The 16,930-nt window shown below is 46.4% G+C and carries 18 protein-coding genes; 12 read left to right on the top strand and 6 right to left on the bottom strand.

The window, feature by feature from the left end; translation table 11 throughout:
* Positions 1-95 precede the first annotated feature (95 nt).
* On the bottom strand, positions 96-1,178 hold the full coding sequence (locus tag N4J56_RS00765) for a PstS family phosphate ABC transporter substrate-binding protein (protein ID WP_317104705.1): 1,083 nt from the start codon (positions 1,176-1,178) through the stop codon (positions 96-98).
* A gap of 414 nt (positions 1,179-1,592) precedes the next feature.
* Here N4J56_RS00765 and N4J56_RS00770 point away from each other — a divergent pair, with 414 nt between their 5' ends.
* Both N4J56_RS00770 and lspA read left to right on the top strand, forming a co-directional pair.
* Positions 1,593-2,180: a biotin transporter BioY gene (locus tag N4J56_RS00770; RefSeq protein WP_410500396.1), complete on the top strand. Its 588-nt coding sequence runs from the start codon at positions 1,593-1,595 to the stop codon at positions 2,178-2,180.
* A gap of 58 nt (positions 2,181-2,238) precedes the next feature.
* Complete coding sequence (gene lspA, locus N4J56_RS00775) at positions 2,239-2,724, top strand: signal peptidase II (RefSeq protein ID WP_317104707.1); 486 nt, start codon at positions 2,239-2,241, stop codon at positions 2,722-2,724.
* Positions 2,725-2,819: 95 nt separating this feature from the next.
* Here the strand turns inward: lspA and N4J56_RS00780 are convergent, their stop codons facing one another.
* Both N4J56_RS00780 and N4J56_RS00785 read right to left on the bottom strand, forming a co-directional pair.
* A complete protein-coding gene (locus N4J56_RS00780) occupies positions 2,820-3,419 on the bottom strand; it encodes a hypothetical protein (RefSeq protein WP_317104708.1) in 600 nt (199 codons plus the stop codon).
* Positions 3,420-3,614: 195 nt separating this feature from the next.
* The gene (locus N4J56_RS00785; RefSeq protein WP_317104709.1) at positions 3,615-3,758 is read right to left on the bottom strand and encodes a hypothetical protein; all 144 of its coding nucleotides are present in this window, start codon (positions 3,756-3,758) and stop codon (positions 3,615-3,617) included.
* A gap of 118 nt (positions 3,759-3,876) precedes the next feature.
* Between N4J56_RS00785 and N4J56_RS00790 the strand changes: the two genes are divergently transcribed.
* From N4J56_RS00790 to N4J56_RS00805, 4 genes are all read left to right on the top strand, one after another.
* The gene (locus N4J56_RS00790) at positions 3,877-6,162 is read left to right on the top strand and encodes a transglycosylase domain-containing protein (protein ID WP_317104710.1); all 2,286 of its coding nucleotides are present in this window, start codon (positions 3,877-3,879) and stop codon (positions 6,160-6,162) included.
* Positions 6,163-6,308: 146 nt separating this feature from the next.
* Entirely contained in the window at positions 6,309-7,199 is an 891-nt protein-coding gene (locus N4J56_RS00795) for a TIGR02587 family membrane protein (protein WP_317104711.1), read from the top strand.
* Positions 7,196-7,582: a hypothetical protein gene (locus N4J56_RS00800; protein WP_317104712.1), complete on the top strand. Its 387-nt coding sequence runs from the start codon at positions 7,196-7,198 to the stop codon at positions 7,580-7,582. Before N4J56_RS00795 ends, N4J56_RS00800 begins: the two co-directional genes overlap by 4 nt.
* A gap of 126 nt (positions 7,583-7,708) precedes the next feature.
* Entirely contained in the window at positions 7,709-8,377 is a 669-nt protein-coding gene (locus N4J56_RS00805) for a glycine zipper domain-containing protein (protein ID WP_317104713.1), read from the top strand.
* 47 nt (positions 8,378-8,424) lie between these two features.
* On the opposite strand, the gene N4J56_RS00810 is transcribed toward N4J56_RS00805, so the two are convergent.
* From N4J56_RS00810 to N4J56_RS00820, 3 genes are read right to left on the bottom strand one after another with little or no spacing between them, the layout of a single operon-like run.
* Positions 8,425-9,321: a tetratricopeptide repeat protein gene (locus tag N4J56_RS00810; protein WP_317104714.1), complete on the bottom strand. Its 897-nt coding sequence runs from the start codon at positions 9,319-9,321 to the stop codon at positions 8,425-8,427.
* A 42-nt stretch (positions 9,322-9,363) separates the two neighbouring features.
* Positions 9,364-9,624 (bottom strand): hypothetical protein, encoded by a 261-nt coding sequence (locus N4J56_RS00815; RefSeq protein ID WP_317104715.1) that lies wholly within the window; start codon positions 9,622-9,624, stop codon positions 9,364-9,366.
* Complete coding sequence (locus N4J56_RS00820) at positions 9,621-9,812, bottom strand: hypothetical protein (protein WP_317104716.1); 192 nt, start codon at positions 9,810-9,812, stop codon at positions 9,621-9,623. The genes N4J56_RS00815 and N4J56_RS00820 overlap by 4 nt, the downstream gene beginning before the upstream one ends.
* A gap of 149 nt (positions 9,813-9,961) precedes the next feature.
* Between N4J56_RS00820 and N4J56_RS00825 the strand changes: the two genes are divergently transcribed.
* From N4J56_RS00825 to N4J56_RS00850, 6 genes are all read left to right on the top strand, one after another.
* Positions 9,962-11,287: an efflux RND transporter periplasmic adaptor subunit gene (locus tag N4J56_RS00825; protein WP_317104717.1), complete on the top strand. Its 1,326-nt coding sequence runs from the start codon at positions 9,962-9,964 to the stop codon at positions 11,285-11,287.
* Between the two features lie 59 nt (positions 11,288-11,346).
* The gene (locus N4J56_RS00830) at positions 11,347-12,564 is read left to right on the top strand and encodes an ABC transporter permease (RefSeq protein WP_317104718.1); all 1,218 of its coding nucleotides are present in this window, start codon (positions 11,347-11,349) and stop codon (positions 12,562-12,564) included.
* Between the two features lie 580 nt (positions 12,565-13,144).
* Positions 13,145-13,300, top strand: a complete 156-nt coding sequence (locus tag N4J56_RS00835; protein ID WP_317104719.1) for a hypothetical protein — start codon at positions 13,145-13,147, stop codon at positions 13,298-13,300.
* A 65-nt stretch (positions 13,301-13,365) separates the two neighbouring features.
* Positions 13,366-14,733 (top strand): efflux RND transporter periplasmic adaptor subunit, encoded by a 1,368-nt coding sequence (locus N4J56_RS00840; protein WP_317104720.1) that lies wholly within the window; start codon positions 13,366-13,368, stop codon positions 14,731-14,733.
* A 93-nt stretch (positions 14,734-14,826) separates the two neighbouring features.
* Positions 14,827-16,008 carry an ABC transporter permease gene (locus tag N4J56_RS00845; RefSeq protein ID WP_317104721.1) on the top strand — a complete coding sequence of 394 codons (1,182 nt, stop codon included), beginning with the start codon at positions 14,827-14,829 and terminating at the stop codon, positions 16,006-16,008.
* 70 nt (positions 16,009-16,078) lie between these two features.
* Positions 16,079-16,816, top strand: a complete 738-nt coding sequence (locus tag N4J56_RS00850; protein WP_317104722.1) for an ABC transporter ATP-binding protein — start codon at positions 16,079-16,081, stop codon at positions 16,814-16,816.
* The last annotated feature ends 114 nt before the right edge of the window (positions 16,817-16,930 follow it).

The following is a 16,930-nucleotide window of genomic DNA, read 5'->3' on the forward strand; positions in this document are numbered from 1 at the left end:
GAAGGAGACAGGAGACAGGATGCGATCGATTGCGAATTGCGAATTTTCCCCTATCACCCATGTCTCGATTTATTGGCAGATTGCGATTGCGGTTATCATTTCTCTTGTTTGAGTAGGTCTGCAAGAGTAACACCTGTCTGCGACCCTTTGCCTTCAAAAATCGAGCCTACCTTACCTTCTTTAAAGCGTGCTTGTACTTGACTGACTAAATCGTTTGGTAGCGGTACGTATCCGACTTCTGACACAAGTTCTTGATTTTCTGGTGCGAAGTGGAAATTAACAAATGCTTGGACTTCAGGACGGGTTGCCGCAGATTTTTTCACGTAAATGAATTCTGGGCGAGATAGCGGCTGATAAGTGCCGTTACCTATTGTTTCTGCACTTGGCTGAATGCAACCTTTGCCATTGTCAATACTCGCTAGTGCTAACTTGTCTTTGTTGTTCTCGTAGTAAGCATAACCAAAGAAGCCAAGCCCACCAGGGTCAGCACTCACACCTTGTACTAAGGTATTGTCATCTTCAGATGCAGTGTAGTCTCCTCGGCTTTCACCTTCTTTGCCCACAACAGCGTTAGTAAAGAAATCGTAAGTACCGGAATCAGTTCCAGGACCATAAAGCCCTAGTTTTTGGTTGGGGAACTCAGGGCGAATTTGATTCCAAGTTGTGACTTTACCTTGAGCTGCTGGTTCCCACATTTTTTTGAGTTCAGCGATCGTCAAGCATTGGGCAAACTTGTTTTGCGGGTTCACTACGACCGATATACCATCGTAGGCTACTGGTAACTCGATATATTCAACGTTACCTTTTTTACACAATTCTACTTCTTCTGCCTTAATCGGACGGGAAGCATTGGAAATATCTGTTTCGTTGTTGCAGAATTTCTTGAATCCGCCACCAGTACCAGACTGAGCTACCGTGACTTGGACACCAGGATTTGCTTTTTGAAATTCCTCTGCCATTGCTTCGGAAATGGGAAACACGGTGCTGGAGCCGTCTACCTTGACTGTCCCAGATAAATTAGAGCCAGTAGTAGTATTTGCTGCTGGACTTGCACCTTCTCCTTGAGGAGAGGTAGGTGCGTTATTTGGAGTCTGGTTACCACTGCCACAAGCAGTTACTCCCAAGACTAAAACCACAGCCGAAGCAAGGGATGCTACACGAATATTGCGAGAAAGCATACTATTTGTTATTTCTGGAATCTTTGCACGAATACTCCTAGAGGAGTATGGAGCTTTTACTATAGATATGTTATTACTTGGCAGTTAAGTGAAGGTTAATGATAACTATAAATATTCCTTTAGGTAGATTATCACCTTTTGCTAGTGCTGAGAAGCTAGGTTTGTATCCGAGTTTGTCACTTCCAGATTTGTATCAAATATCGCCATTATCATAGCATCGATCGCACGTTGGAACTGCGGAGCGCTGCAACAAAGGGAAAAGATAATTTAGACGACAGCTTAATACAACTTTGAGTTCCACCAATCGCCTAGATGGACGTGATAATATAGCCAGTGCAACGCCAGAAGAATTGCGGTCGCGCTGCATTCAGACAAAAGCGTCAACAAAATCTCTATTATTGGCTTTTATCGCTAGTGGCTGTTCCTAACCAATTTCTTTGGTCCTTGATTGGTTTGCTTCTTACTATTGGTGGCACTTTTGTAGAAGCACATATAACTAGTGCGCCGGTAAGTTGGCCCGAGCGCGGGATACAGACAATCTCTCTAGGTGTCACCTGTCAAATTGGTGCTGTGCTACTCGTGGGTTGTTTGGGTGGCAAAAGTGCGGCAGCATTATCCCAAATTGCTTATTTATTGCTCGGCTTGGTTTGGTTGCCAATATTTGCTCAAGGTGGCGGTTTTGGCTACTGGCGAGAACTCAATTTTGGATACGTATTGGGTTTTATTCCTGGGGCTTGGGTCTGTGGCTTACTGGCGTTTCGGCAAGATGCAATGAAACTAGAGAGTCTTGCTGGTAGCTGTCTAGGTGGCTTGCTGATAATTCACCTCTGCGGTTTAGCATATTTGTTGCCTAGCCAAATTTTCCACTGGGCAAGCACGCAAGCTCAATCTATAATTCAACCTATACTTCAGTATTCTTGGTATCCTCTCCCAGGACAACTAGCTGTAGTCTGTGCTGTCTCTATTATCGCTTATGGCTGGAGACTGATAATGTTTTATTAGTCATTTGTTATTCGTCATTTGTCATTTGCCGTGACTGATAACTAATGATCGATGACCAATGACCAATGACCAAATTATGAAAAATCGCCGTTTCTGGATGGCAGCGATCGCCAGTTTTATCTTAGACCAGTTAACTAAATTCTGGGTGGTACAAAGTTTTGACTTGGGCGAAACTTACCCAATTTGGTCTAATGTGTTTCATTTCACCTATGTGACCAACACTGGTGCTGCCTTCAGTTTGTTTGCTGGCGAAGTGGGTTGGTTACGCTGGCTATCTCTGATAGTAAGTTTGCTGTTAATTGCGTGGGCTTATTTTGGTCCGCCAATGAAACCTTTGGAACAATGGGGCTATGGTTTCATTTTGGGAGGAGCGTTAGGCAACGGAATCGATCGCTTTTTTGCGGGTTACGTGGTAGATTTCTTAGATTTTCGGCTAATTGGATTTCCTGTTTTTAACCTGGCAGATGTGTCGATCAATTTGGGTATTGTCTGCATCCTAATTGCCAGTTTGCCAAAAGTCTCTACTCTGAAAAGATTGCGATAAACAAAAAAATGTAGAGACGTTATGTATAACGTCCCTACATACCAAATATCAAAGCATTAAAGTTTCTAGCGAATGCCTGCTTTTACCAACTCAAATTAGGGAGTTGTAGGAGCTGGCTCAGTTCCAGGTGTAGTAGGTGAAGAACCATCGGGAGCTGGGGCAGTACCAGGATTGCCGCTAGGCATAGAGCCATCAGGAGCCGGAGCGGTCTCGGGAGTGGTGGGCATAGTACCATCGGGAGCCGGGGCAGTCTCGGGAGTGGTGGGCATAGTACCATCGGGAGCCGGGGCAGTCTCGGGGGTAGTAGGCATAGTACCATCGGGAGCTGGCGCAGTACCAGGATCGGTGGGCATAGTGCCGTCGGGAGCTGGCGCAGTACCAGGATCGGTGGGCATAGTGCCGTCGGGAGCTGGCGCAGTACCAGGATCGGTGGGCATAGTGCCGTCGGGAGCTGGCGCAGCCTCGGGAGTAGTAGCATCGGGAGCTGCTTCAGTACCAGTAGGCGCACCACCAGTTAAAGGCTGACCACCAGGACAACGAGAATTCAACGGAAACTTTTCGCAGAGGATTTTCTTCCCTTCTTCCGAAAGCTTAATCTCTGGGGGTTCTTTAGCGGCTTCTTGAGCAAATGCGGCGTGGCTCGATATAGTTAGTGCAAATGCCGCACCTAATAGTGATAAAAACTTGATCTTCATCCCACTCACACCTCAGATTAAATATTTCTGATTAAGTCAAAAACAAATTTCGTTAAATTCTACCATATCCCCTCTGAAAAGTCAAGATATATAATAAATTTTCAAAGGAAACCGACTCAATCAAAACTTGTTTGCCAAGCAGATATACATATTTAAAAGCACTATAAATGCGTTAAAGTAAGTCTGCGTAGAAAGTTAGAGAATTTTTACCTGCTCAGTAGAATGGTAGCAGAAGCGATCGCGATCGTAATCCGTAGCAGTCGTTGTGTTATTGAGAAAGATCGAAGACAGCAAGTAGCGAGCAGTCACTAGCGATCGCCATCGCAATTGAGCTACCAACCACGATTCATCAGAGACTTGCTCACGCTCGACGATCGATGATAATCGCTAGATTTGGCATAATAGATAAAATTTCTGCCAACGCTAAAAAAATTAATTCCTGCTGCCTGAGTAGAACATGACCCCTCCCCAGCCACCGCGAAAACCGCAAACATTGCTCAGTCGAGCAACTCAGGTAGTCAAAACGCTTCAAGCTAAAGTGCAGATTCCAGGGCTTGCCCTGAAGCCAAACGCCAGAGTTGCCGAATTGTGGATACAGGATGCGGGGACAGACAAAGCAGAGACTTATCCTCTACTAGGCGATCGCTACTTGATCGGACGCAGTGCTAAATCTTGCGATATCGTCGTTCGCAATCCTGTTGTCAGTCAAATTCACCTGTCATTAGCTAGAGATACTAGCAAGAGGCGATCGCCCTTCGTCCTGCGTGATGAAAATTCTACGAATGGCATTTACTGGGGTAAGCGCCGCGTTGCCGCGATCGAACTTCATCACGGTGACGTTTTCACTCTCGGTCCTCCAGAACTTGCCGCTGCCGTGCGGATGAAATTCCATAATCCTCCACCTCAGTACGTCCGCACGCTGCAATGGGTGGCAGGTGGAATTGGTGGCGTGACGGCATTGCTGGCGCTCATTGTAGGGTACGAGTGGACGAAGTTTTCTGTCACTCCTTTACCTGCTGCAACTGGGGGTCCAACGATCGTTTTTGCCCGCGATGGAGAAACGATGCTACGTCAACCTCGCAGTACGGCACATACAGACCTGCAAAACTTGCAAGACTTTTCAACTTATCTGCCCAAAGCCGTTATCGCCTCCGAAGATAGTCGCTATTACTGGCATTTTGGCGTTGACCCTATCGGAATTTTACGCGCCACGGTTGTCAATGTCGGTAGTCGAGAATTCGAGCAAGGGGCGAGTACTGTCACCCAACAGGTAGCGCGGAGTATATTTCGCAGTTACGTAGGCGCAGAGGACTCGTTAGGACGGAAGTTGCGCGAGGCAGTGGTGGCGCTGAAGCTGGAAACCTTTTATAGCAAAGATTTTATTCTACTCATGTATCTCAACCGCGTCTTTCTGGGAGCGGATACATACGGCTTTGAAGATGCAGCGCGATTCTATTTTGATAAATCAGCCAAGGAACTCAATCTTTCAGAAGCTGCGACTTTAGTGGGAATTTTACCCTCTCCCAACGGATTTAATTTTTGCGGTGACGTGCGCAGCAACCAAAAAGCAATTGAATACCGCAACCGCGTTATTAGTCGGATGTTGGCGCAAGGAATGGTGACGACAGAAGAAGCAAATCGGGCGCGGCGATCGCAGATTGAAGTGAGTTCTCGCGTCTGTGAAGCCCAAGCCAATACGATCGCGCCATACTTTTACAACGCTGTCTTTCAAGAACTGCAAGCAATTTTGGGTAAAGAATTAGCAGCAGAAGGCAATTATATCGTTGAAACCCAGCTCGATCCAGGTATGCAAGCCAAAGCTGAAGAAGCTTTACGCAACTCGGTACGGCAAGCTGGAGCAAGTATCGGCTATTCCCAAGGGGCAGTGGTCACCCTCGATGCTAGTACTGGTGCAGTGCTGGCGATGGTAGGAGGCACTGATTACAAAACCAGTCAGTTCAACCGGGTGACTCAAGCTCAACGCCAACCCGGTTCGGCTTTTAAACTTTTTACCTATACGGCGGCGATCGAAAAAGGAATTTCCCCAGAAAAATCTTATTCTTGTGCGCCTGTATCTTGGCAAGGACAGCGATTTCGCGGCTGCGTTCGCAGCAGTGACGAGCTAGATGTAGCGACGGGGTTAGCTCTATCGGAGAACCCGATTGCTTTGCGAGTCGCTCAGGACGTAGGGTTAGATAGCGTCATGCGGATGGCGCAAAGATTGGGCATTCAGTCGCCCTTGCAACCAGTCCCAGGCTTAGTATTGGGACAAAGCGAAACCAATTTATTAGAAATGGCAGGGGCGTATGGAGCGATCGCGAATGATGGCGTGTGGAACCGTCCCCATCTGATTATGAGGATATTAGATAGTAGCGACTGTGGCGATCGCGAAGATTTAAAAACCTGTCGCGAGATTTACGCTTACAATCGCACTCAGACCACAAATCGGCGGATACTCAGCCCAGGAGTAGCCCAGACGGTAACTTCCATGCTACGCGGAGTGGTAGAACGCGGTACTGGTACGGCAGCAAATATCGGACTGGGTGAGGAAGCAGGTAAAACTGGTACGAGTGGTTTAGCAGCAAGAAATCAAAACTTTGACCTTTGGTTTATTGGGTTTCTTACTAGAGAAAAACTCGTTACAGGGGTATGGTTGGGTAACGATAATAATTCGCCCGTTTCTGGTTATGGGGTACAAGCGGCGCGTTTGTGGGGTAACTACATGCGAGAAGTCGTGCGGTAATAAGGACAGGAATAGGGGCGCATAGCTGTGCGCCCCTACAAATATATTTCTCGGTCAAAAATCTAACTTTCAGCTCTCATGAAGTAGCTAAATAACTGAGAGAATTGTGTTCTAAAACACAATCAAGGCTGATTAGCCCGATAAATATGAGTCGTCGGCTAAAACTAGAGCGATCGCTTGCTAAGTCGCTACAAGAATACCTCAGAGGTATTACTGGGGGGCTGTTGTTTAGTTTGCCCCTACTGTACACGATGGAAGTTTGGTGGGCTGGCTTTATCGTCCATCCCGTACGCTTGTTAATTTACGTGCTGGCTACTTTTACACTGCTCTTGGCATACAACCGCTATGCAGGCTTGCGCAGATCTGCTGGTGCATTAGAAGTCGCGATCGATTCCGTGGAGGAAATGGGCATAGGATTGGTTGTTGCTGCCGTCATGCTGTGGCTGTTAGGACAAATTAACACCGATATGAATCTGACAGAGATCGGTGGGAAAATCATTGTAGAAGCTATGACTGTTGCTATTGGTGTATCTATCGGTACTGCCCAATTAGGAGGAGGAGGCAAGCAAGAAAGCGATACGGGAATGAAAGGAGAAGATTCCCAACCTAGTTCTAGTCCCGTACCATTTTTGGCAGATGGCGAAGGCGATTTTGGCGGACAAATTGCGATCGCCTTATGTGGAGCAGTATTATTTGCTGCTAATCTCGCTCCTACAGAAGAAATTATTGTTATTGCAATTGAAACTTCAACAGCGAGACTATTAGGGCTTGCCTTACTCTCAATCTTATTTGCCGTACTAATTCTGTTTTATAGTGACTTTACTGGTTCCCAGCGCTTCAGCCAGATCAGGGGAATTAAAAATATATTATTTGGTGCGGTTATCACTTACGCGATCGCGCTAGTCGGCTCTGCGGCTATCCTCTGGTTTTTCGGACGCTTTGACGATACGACTCTCTTTATTTGTCTGGCTCAAACCGTTGTTTTAGGAGTCGCTTCTACTTTGGGGGCTTCTGCTGGGAGGCTATTGTTGCAATGAAAAAACTAGAAAAAAATTGGTTAGAGTGGATTGTTTTTGTTATTAGTCTCATCCTCGTATTATTTACGCTGGGATACATAGTTTATGCTGGTGCAACTTTAGGAGAAAACCCACCAAATATCGAACTACAACTCGGTCAACCTCAACCACAAAGCGATCGCTTTATCGTTCCCGTCACTGCTACGAATCGTGGCGATGAAACAGCAGAAACCGTACAAATCGAAGTGACGCTCAATAGCGATGGTAAAGAAGCAGAAACTGCCGAATTTGAAATTGCTTTCCTTCCTCGCCATTCAACTCGTCGAGGCTGGGTAACATTTCAAACCGATCCTCGAACCGTAGAACAAATTGAAGCACGGGTACTGGGATTTGAAAAACCATGAATAAAAGTTAAAAGTTAAAAGTTAAAAGTCACTGATAACTAATAACTGACTTTGGAACCTTATTCTTGTCCTGTAAGTCTTGTTATTTAACAGATTTAGCAATATATAGCAGAGAGGAATAAGTATATGCTTACTTTTAAACCCTGGCAGACAGGGACAGCTTTTCTTATGGCTTTAACTATTGGTACTAGCGCTATCCTACCAATGGTAATGACAGCTCCAGCAACGGCTCAAGTGTTCCCATCGTCGCCAGGAAGTAGCAGAATTAGCGATCGCACGACTATTCGGGCTGGGGCAAGAATTCCCGTGCGCTATGATGAAGCCGAAAAGATCGTTATCAGTCCGAAAGAGAGGATGCGCTTAACTCTTACGGTAGCTGCCAACATTACTAACCGCAACGGCACGGTATTAATTCCTGCCGGAAGTCTAATTGAAGGCGAACTCGTTCCCGCTGATGGTGGTTCTCAATTTATTGCCAGAAATCTAATTATTGATGATGGCAGACGGCAATCAATTGATGCTTCCTCTGATGTCATTGAAACTACCCAGCTGCGTAGGGGAGTAAGTACGGGATCGATTCTTAAAGGTGCAGTCGTGGGAGCTGCCGCTGGCGCAGCTTTAGGTGGACTGACAGGCAATCGCCGTATTTCTACCGGAGAGGTATTAATCGGTACGGGAGTCGGTGCTGCGGGTGGAGCGGTGCTAGGACGTAAAAAAGCTGATGTAGTTGTCATTAACCCTGACACCGACTTGGATCTGATTTTGGATTCTAGTTTGACAGTCGATCGCTATTAAAGAGAAGAAGTGTAGAGACGTTTCACGAAACGTCTCTACAACAGCAATTACTGCGGAGAAATCTGAATCGGAGAAGTTTCTTGCTGTTGTTGCTCTTGGCGTTCCTCAATTGTGGCTTGAATTTTAGGATTAGCTAACAGTTTTTTCGTATCAGCTAACAAGCGATCGCCCCACAAATTCTGTCTGAGAAATTCTAAGTCACCGTAGCGACTGTCAATCTTTAAGGCTGCTGTTCCTAGTTGCAATCCACGCGATTGTTCGCCTTGACTATATAAAGCAACTGCCATTGCGAGTTGCGGTTCGGCGGCTTGCTTGTCAACGGCTAAAGCTGCTTGCCATTGCTCCATTGCCTCGTCTATGTTGCCCTGTTCGTATTGAATTAAGCCGATATTATTAATAGCAGGCCAAAACTTTTTATCTAAGGCGATCGCTTTGTCATATTGAGCGATCGCATCTGGTAATTGCCCGACTTTGTAGTAAGAATTTCCCAGATCGAACAATGCTTCCTTATCGTTTGGTTTGAGTTTCAAACCAGCTTGCAAACTATCGATCGCTGCTTTGTAATTGCCTTTTTGAAAGTGTGCCGAACCCATTGCAAACAACACGGAAGGGTTTTGGGGAGCTAACGCCTGCGCTTTATTCAGAGCCGCGATCGACTCGTTATATTTATTTGTCTGTAAGTACAAACCCCCTAAGAGAAACCAAGCCATATAGTTTTTAGGAGCTAACTGAGTTGCCAGCCGCGCCCTCGGTACAGCCATTTCAAACTGTTGAAACTGCGCTAACTGAGCAGCCTCCTGCGCCAAACTCAATCCCTGTCGCTCCAACTGAGCTGAATCGAGTTGTAGCCTATGTGGAACGAGTGCCTGCCCCAGTGCAGGGGGAGCTACACTCCCTAAACCCAAAATCACCAGTAAAGACAGCCAGGATTTACGACTTGGCACGGTACACGCCTCAATTATCTTGCAACATAACCTTCAGCTAGCTTAAACCATACTAGGGACGAGTGAGTAGTGATGAGCAGGGTGTAGGGTGTGGGGTGTGGGGTGTGGGGTGTGGGGTGTGGGGAGCCAGTGCGGTGCGGAGGTGGCGCTATCGCGGACTTCGTCGCCCTCCGTTGAAGCAACTGGCGCTATCAGGTTGTAGGGTTGAATTGTGACTTGTGACTTGTAATTGCTCCGCGACTCTCCCTCAACTGGGCGACTCTCTCTTTCCCCTGCTCGTGCGCTCGTGCGCTCCCTTGTCACCCTTTGCCCCCTAATCCCCACTCCCTACCCTTCGGGAACGGCTTCGCCGAACGGTCGTGGGGAAGAGCGAGTTCCCCCTTGTCCCCTAGAAAAGAGCGGATAACCCTAATTTCCGTGGGGAGCGATCGCCCTTTTGCTAGAGATGAGGACACGGTAGTAGTCGTTACGATAATAAGTGTACGAAACATTTTAGTTATTGATGCTTCTTTATTACTGGGAACAATATCGGCAAGATAGTGCGGCAAATGCGCAGGCGTATGAACGATTTATGACTTGCACCTAATAAATTTTGCTTGCTTCTTCCCTTATCCCTCACTCCTCATCCCTCGCTCCTAATATGACTGCTACCCAACCTATAGAACTTCCCCTAATTGGTAAAATCAAGCATCCAGCGCGTTGGTTAGTTGGGCTAGTGGCTGCCGGTGTCGTAGTGGCTGGTTCTGCAACTTACGTCATCGTAGATCGATCGACACCTAAGATTGACTTGGCTAAGTTAACCGTACCAGTTGAAGCTAAAGACTTAACGCTACGGATTAATGCTAGCGGTAAAGTCGTACCGATCCAAAGCGTCAACGTCAGCCCTAAAGTGGCAGGAGTGCTAAAGAATTTATTAGTAGAACAGGGCGATCGCGTCCAAGCCGGACAGATTATTGCCAAAATGGATGATGCTGACTTGCAAGCGCAACTGATCCAAGTACGTGCCAAACTCGCTCAAGCCCAAGCTGAATTAGCGCAAGCCCGTGCGGGAAATCGCGTACAAGAAATCGATCGCGCTCAAGCTCAGGTAGATGCAGCCCAAGCTAGGGCAAACTTTGCACGGGAAAAATTAGAGCGTTATCGGAGATTAACGCAACAAGGGGCGATCGCTCAAAACGAATTAGATCAATATGTCAGCGAAAGCCAAAGCGCTCAAGCTAACCTACGGGAAGCACAACGCCAGCTATCGCTACTCAAAAGCGGTAGTCGTCCAGAAGAGATCGCCCAACGTCAAGCAGCTGTGCAAGCAGCTCAAGGTGAGTTACAAGCTCTTCAAGTTAAGCTCAACGATACAATTATTCGCGCTCCCTTTACGGGTTTGGTAACGCAAAAGAATGCCTCAGAAGGAGCCTTTGTAACCCCAACAACCTCTGCATCTAGCGGCACGTCTAGCTCGAATTCATCGCTAGCCAACTCAACTTCGATTGTCGTGCTGGCGAAAGGTTTGGAAGTTTTGGCAGAAGTTCCAGAAGTTGATATTGGACAAATTAAATCGGGACAGCAAGTCGAAATTGTGGCTGATTCTTATGCCGATCGCATTTTTAAAGGTCACGTCCGTTTAGTTGCTCCCGAAGCCGTTGTCGATCAAAACGTAACTTCTTTTCAAGTTCGAGTAGCGCTTGATTCTGGTACAGATCGATTACTATCTGGGATGAATGTAGACTTAACATTCTTGGGTCAAAATCTCAACGATGCCTTAGTCGTACCCACAGTATCGATTGTCACTCAACAAGGTAAAACTGGGGTGTTAGTCCCAGGAGAAAAGAACAAACCTGAATTTCGTCCGGTCACAATTGGTTCGAGTATTCAAGACCAAACGCAAATTTTACAAGGTCTAAAACAAGGCGATCGCGTTTTCCTCGACCTACCAAAAGACCAACAACCAGAACAAGAAAGTGATTTGTAAGTCGTAAGTCGTAAGTCAGCGATCGCTGATAACTGATAACTGTTAACTAATAACTGACAATGGATGTTTTAGAAAGTGGCAAGATGGCAACGAAAACGCTGCTATCTAATAAGTTGCGTAGTGCCTTAACGATGTTAGGAATCGTCATCGGCAATGCTTCGGTGATTGCGATGGTGGGGATCGGACAGGGGGCGCAAAGATTTGTCGCCGAACAATTTGAATCTTTAGGAACTAATGTTTTATTTGTCATTCCAGGTAATCGGGATGCCCAAAGAACAACAGTAGATTTACCAAAAACTTTGGTTTTAGAAGATGCAAACGCGATCGCTACCCAAGTACCGACAGTGGCTAAAGTCGCGCCTCAGCTTCAGTCAAGAGAATTAGTCACGTATCGCAACAAAAATACCTATAGTTCAGTTGTCGGTACGACTCCAGAATATACTGCTGTTCGTAACTTCAATCCAGAAAAAGGACGATTTTTTACTCAGCTTGATGTTAAGCGAAATAATCAAGTTGTTGCCTTGGGTTCGGATTTAGTAAAACGATTGTTTATCAACCAAGATCCAATTGGTAAATACGTCCGCATTAAAGACGTGCGCTTTTTAGTGATTGGCGTGATGGAATCAAAGGGTTCTGTCTTAGGAACCAATTATGACGATAGCGCGTTGCTGCCAATTACCACTATGGCAAGCCGGATTGTCGGCGAAAATTCTCCCTATGGAGTGAGTCTAACTTTTATTTCGATTTCAGCTAAAAGCGATGCCAGTGTAGAAGCAGCTCAATTTCAAATTCAAAACCTGCTGCGATTGCGGCACAAAATTACTAGAGAAGATGATTTTAGCGTTCAAAGTCAAAAAGATGTACTAGAAATTGCGGGAACTGTCACGAGTGCTTTAACGGTCATGCTAGCAGCGATCGCGGGAATTTCTTTACTCGTGGGTGGTATCGGGGTCATGAATATCATGCTCGTTTCCGTTACCGAACGCACGCAAGAAATTGGCTTGCGTAAAGCATTGGGCGCTACCCAGCACGATGTTTTGATTCAGTTTCTGATTGAAGCTGTCATGCTATCGGCAGCTGGTGGCATCGTGGGAACTGCCTTGGGTGTAGGTGGTATCCTACTAATTAGTGCGTTTACTCCCTTTCAAGCGGGTATTTCACCTGTAGCAATTGCTCTGGCTGTCAGCATCTCTGGAGGGATTGGCGTTGTCTTTGGTGTTGTTCCTGCCCGTCGTGCTGCCCAACTCGATCCGATTGTTGCTTTGAGAAGCGCCTAAGTGAAGAGAGCTGAGGGAAAGTCGCCCAGCTGAGGGAGTTGAGGGAGACTAAGAAACCAGTTTTTTGTCGGGAACACTTTTTCTGCTCGATCCGTCGTTTGTGTCCGATAAATTAGCGATCTAGATTAGCCAAGACGCAGCAACTCGATCGAGCGGTCATTAATGTACTACCAATAATAAATGACCAATGACCAATGACCAATGACAACCCCAACGAATATTTCCCGACTCAAATCGGATTGTCATATTAATAATTGTGAGATTGGCTGTAGTTTTGTTGAAACTCGATCGCAAAAAATAATAAAAAATTTGAGCGTTGATTAAAATTTTCTAAAATAAACGACAGCTTGATGCTGCCTCTGACAAATCCCTGGAATTATGGCTGTAGTCAATGGTAGAGATGACTGTAGCGAGGTGAAATAGGCTGTTGAGAGCGAATAACATAGCGAATAACCCAAGTAAAAAGGCGCGATCGCGTGGCGATCGGAATCAGTTTGGTGTTAAATACACGTTGTTTTGGGAGAGCGAACTTTCTCCTCAAGGAGTAGATAGAACTTGAAGCTTGAGGTAAGGTAGAGGCGTGTCTCTCACTGAGGGCTGCGATCGCCCAACTGCTAAAGTTTGGGAGTACGTACCTGCCCTTGGCAAAAGTTGTCGTGCCAATTCCGCAAATCTGACACGCTTGCCAGTAGCCTTTTACTTTGTCATGCGGTTACGTGCTGCAAGCGGACAATAGAAAACTGAATACCTACTGAATATAAAAACTAAATTCATAGACCATAAACCATAAACTATATATCTATGATTAACCCTGAAGCGCCAAATAAAGCCGTATCCTTGCCATTTGGAAAAGCTAAGCGCCGTAAGTCGTGGTTGGCAGGATTCATGACATTGGGATTGCTGGGTAGTGCTGCCGTTACTTTTGCGATCGCCCGTACCCAAACCCCTGAAATCGACCTAGCCAATCTCCAAACAGTCATGGTCGAATCTCAAGACTTAAAAGTTCAAATTAAAGCCAATGGCATAGTTCAGGCAGTCAGAAAAATTAATCTCAGTCCTAAAGATGCAGGGCGAATCGAGGAATTGTACGTCGATGAAGGCTCTCAGGTGAAAAAGGGTACGCTCATTGCTCGTATGGATAACGAAGAATTTCAGGCACAGGTAAAGCAATATCAAGCAGGCTTGGCAAAAGCTAAGGCAGAACTAGCGAAAAAGCAGACTGGCAATCGTCCCGAAGAAATCGAGCAGGCTAAAGCTGAAGTAGCAGAAAATGAAGCTCAAGTTCGAGAAGCTAAATCGCAGTTAACGCTACATCGGGAACGAGTGCAGCGCAAACTCAGACCAGCGAAAGAAGGGGCAATTTCTCGCGACGATTTAGACCAAGCTTTGACAGAAGAGCGTACAGCCAGAGAAAACCTCGACCGGGCGATCGCGAGTTTAGCAGTAGCCAAACACGAGCTGACACTGCGAATGAAGGGGTATCGCAGCGAGGAAATTACCCAAGCTGAAGCCGAAGTCGCTCAAGCCGAAGCTCAACTGAAGTACTACCAAACTCAACTATCAAACACTTTAGTGCGCGCTCCTTTTGCAGGTACGATCACGCGCCGCTACGCTCAACAAGGCGACTTCGTGACCCCCACAACATCCGCTTCTTCCTCGGATGGCGCTACTTCTGCATCGATCGCCGAACTCTCTAGCGGTTTAGAAGTAGAAGCCAAAATCCCAGAATCTAGCATTGCGCGAATTACCCCCAATCAGCCAGTAGAAATCCGTTCCGATGCCTACAATAAAACCTTTAAAGGTCGCGTCCGCACGATCGCACCCAGAGCAATCAGGGAAGATAACGTCACCTCCTTTCGCGTCAAAGTGAGCTTGCAAACAGGGCAAAACCAGCTCAAATCAGGCATGAATATCAAGCTCACCTTCCTCAGCGACAAAATTAAGGATGCAGTTGTCGTACCCCTAACAGCAGTCGTAACCAAGAAAAACGGTCAAACAGGGGTATTTATGCCAGATCGAGAAGGACAGATCGAATTTCGCGAAGTTGCTCTAGGCGCGAGTAGCAGCACTCACGCTCAAGTTCTCGAAGGCGTGAATCGAGGCGATCGCGTCCTGATTACCCCTCCCCCCGGTCAAGCCATTCCTGGCGTAGATGAATCTGGGGGCTAGGAGTAAATGGGGGTGGGCAATGCCCACTCTACGACTTACGACTTACGAATACCCGACTTACGACTTCTCATGAATCCCATTGAATGTATCAAAATGGCAGTTGCTACTCTGACGGCTGATAAGCTGCGGAGCAGCTTAACTATGTTGGGAATTGTTATCGGTAATGCTTCTGTGATTGCAATGGTAGGCATAGGACAGGGAGCGCAGAACTACACTCTTAACAAACTCGATTCTTTCGGACCAAATCGACTGTTGGTGTTTTCTAGTCGTGATGATTCAGAAGGATTTATTTCCGAACAACGAGGGCTAGTACTATCGGATGCAGAAGCAGTAAAAAAACAAGCATCAGCGGTTAAGTCAGCGGCTCCAGTCATTGAAAATAACTTATTAATTTCTTACCGCAACAATCAAACTTATACTCAAGTCAAAGGAACAACACCAGCACTACGGGAGATTAGAAATCTTATTGTCGATCGCGGTCGATTCTTTGATACTTCTTTAATGCGTCAAAGTTCTCCCGTTGTCGTTCTGGGTGCAGAATTAGCAGAAAAACTATTCGACCGAGAAAACCCAATTGGCAAAGATATCCAGATCAAAAATACTAGCTTTCAGGTGATTGCAGTCATGACAGCTAAGGGTTCTTTTGCCGGAGAAAATGAAGATAATGTTGCCTACATTCCCATTACGACAATGGCAACTCAAATTGATGGCAGAAGATCGGCGTTCGGAACTCCGATCAGCCACATTCAAGTCGCAGCAAAAGATAAACACAACGTGCGAGTTGCAGCTTTTCAAATTACTAACTTACTAACGCGATTGCACGGTAGAAAAGACTTTGTAGTCGTCGCTAACAAATCTTTTCAAGAATTAGTCTCGCAGGTGACAGGAGTGCTATCGCTGATGCTGGGAGCGATCGCAGGTGTATCTCTGTTTGTTGGCGGCGTAGGCATCATGAATATCATGCTGGTGTCAGTTACCGAACGCACGCCAGAAATTGGCTTGCGCAAAGCAATTGGAGCAACTCCCCAAGCAATTTTGGCACAATTTTTAGTCGAATCAATTATTCTCTCAGTCTCAGGTGGCTTAATCGGTACGGCGATCGGTATCAGTGGTGTGGCGATCGTTGGCGTATTAACCCCACTCCAACCCAGCGTTCCCATCGCCGCGATCGCCCTAGCTGTAGGAATTTCTGGTGGTGTCGGACTCATATTTGGCGTAGTTCCCGCCCGTCGCGCCGCTCAACTCGACCCGATTATCGCCCTGAAAAATAGTTAAGATTTGGGACAAGGAGGACAAGGGAGACAAGGGAGACAAAGGAGTAGTTCTAGCCACTGTTAACTGAAAAATGACTAATCTAAAAACTATTACTAAACCAGTTATCGTCCGCTTGGAAAATATCTCTAAGATTTATGGTTTTGGAGAAACAGAGGTGCGGGCGCTAGTCGATGTCAATTTAATTGTGGAACAAGGCGAATATTGTTCGATTATGGGCGCGTCTGGTTCTGGTAAGTCTACAGCGATGAATATGATTGGCTGTCTCGATCGCCCGACTAGCGGACACTACTATTTAGATAATTTGGATGTCGCTCAGTTAGATGATGCTGACTTAGCACATATTCGCAATCTCAAAATTGGCTTTGTCTTCCAACAGTTTCATCTGTTACCCCAACTCAGCGCTCTAGAAAATGTGATGCTACCGATGGTTTACGCTGGGATCAAACCAGCCGAACGTCGCGATCGCGCTACAGCAGCACTCAAGCGCGTTGGTTTAGAAAATCGTCTGCACAATAAGCCCAATCAACTTTCTGGCGGACAACAACAAAGGGTAGCAATTGCCAGGGCGATCGTGAATCAACCAGTTTTGCTCCTAGCAGATGAACCGACTGGCGCTCTCGATTCTCGTACCACCCAAGAAGTCTTGCAGATATTTGGCGAACTCAATGCTAGTGGGATCACGATTATTATGGTGACGCACGAACCAGATGTAGCAAAGCAAACTCACCGAATTATTTGGTTTCGCGACGGTCAAGTCATTCACTCGCACCTGACTCCCGATGATATCGGTCAAGTTGCAGCTTCTTAGACAGTCTTGAGAATTTATTGAACTTTGTTGCATGAAAAAAACCCGCAGTAGCGGGTGGCGATCGCAATTGCCCAAATGCAAATTGCCAATTATTTTTGCTAAGTCAAATGTCTT

The organism is Chroococcidiopsis sp. SAG 2025, assembly GCF_032860985.1.
Taxonomy (GTDB): Bacteria; Cyanobacteriota; Cyanobacteriia; order Cyanobacteriales; family Chroococcidiopsidaceae; genus Chroococcidiopsis.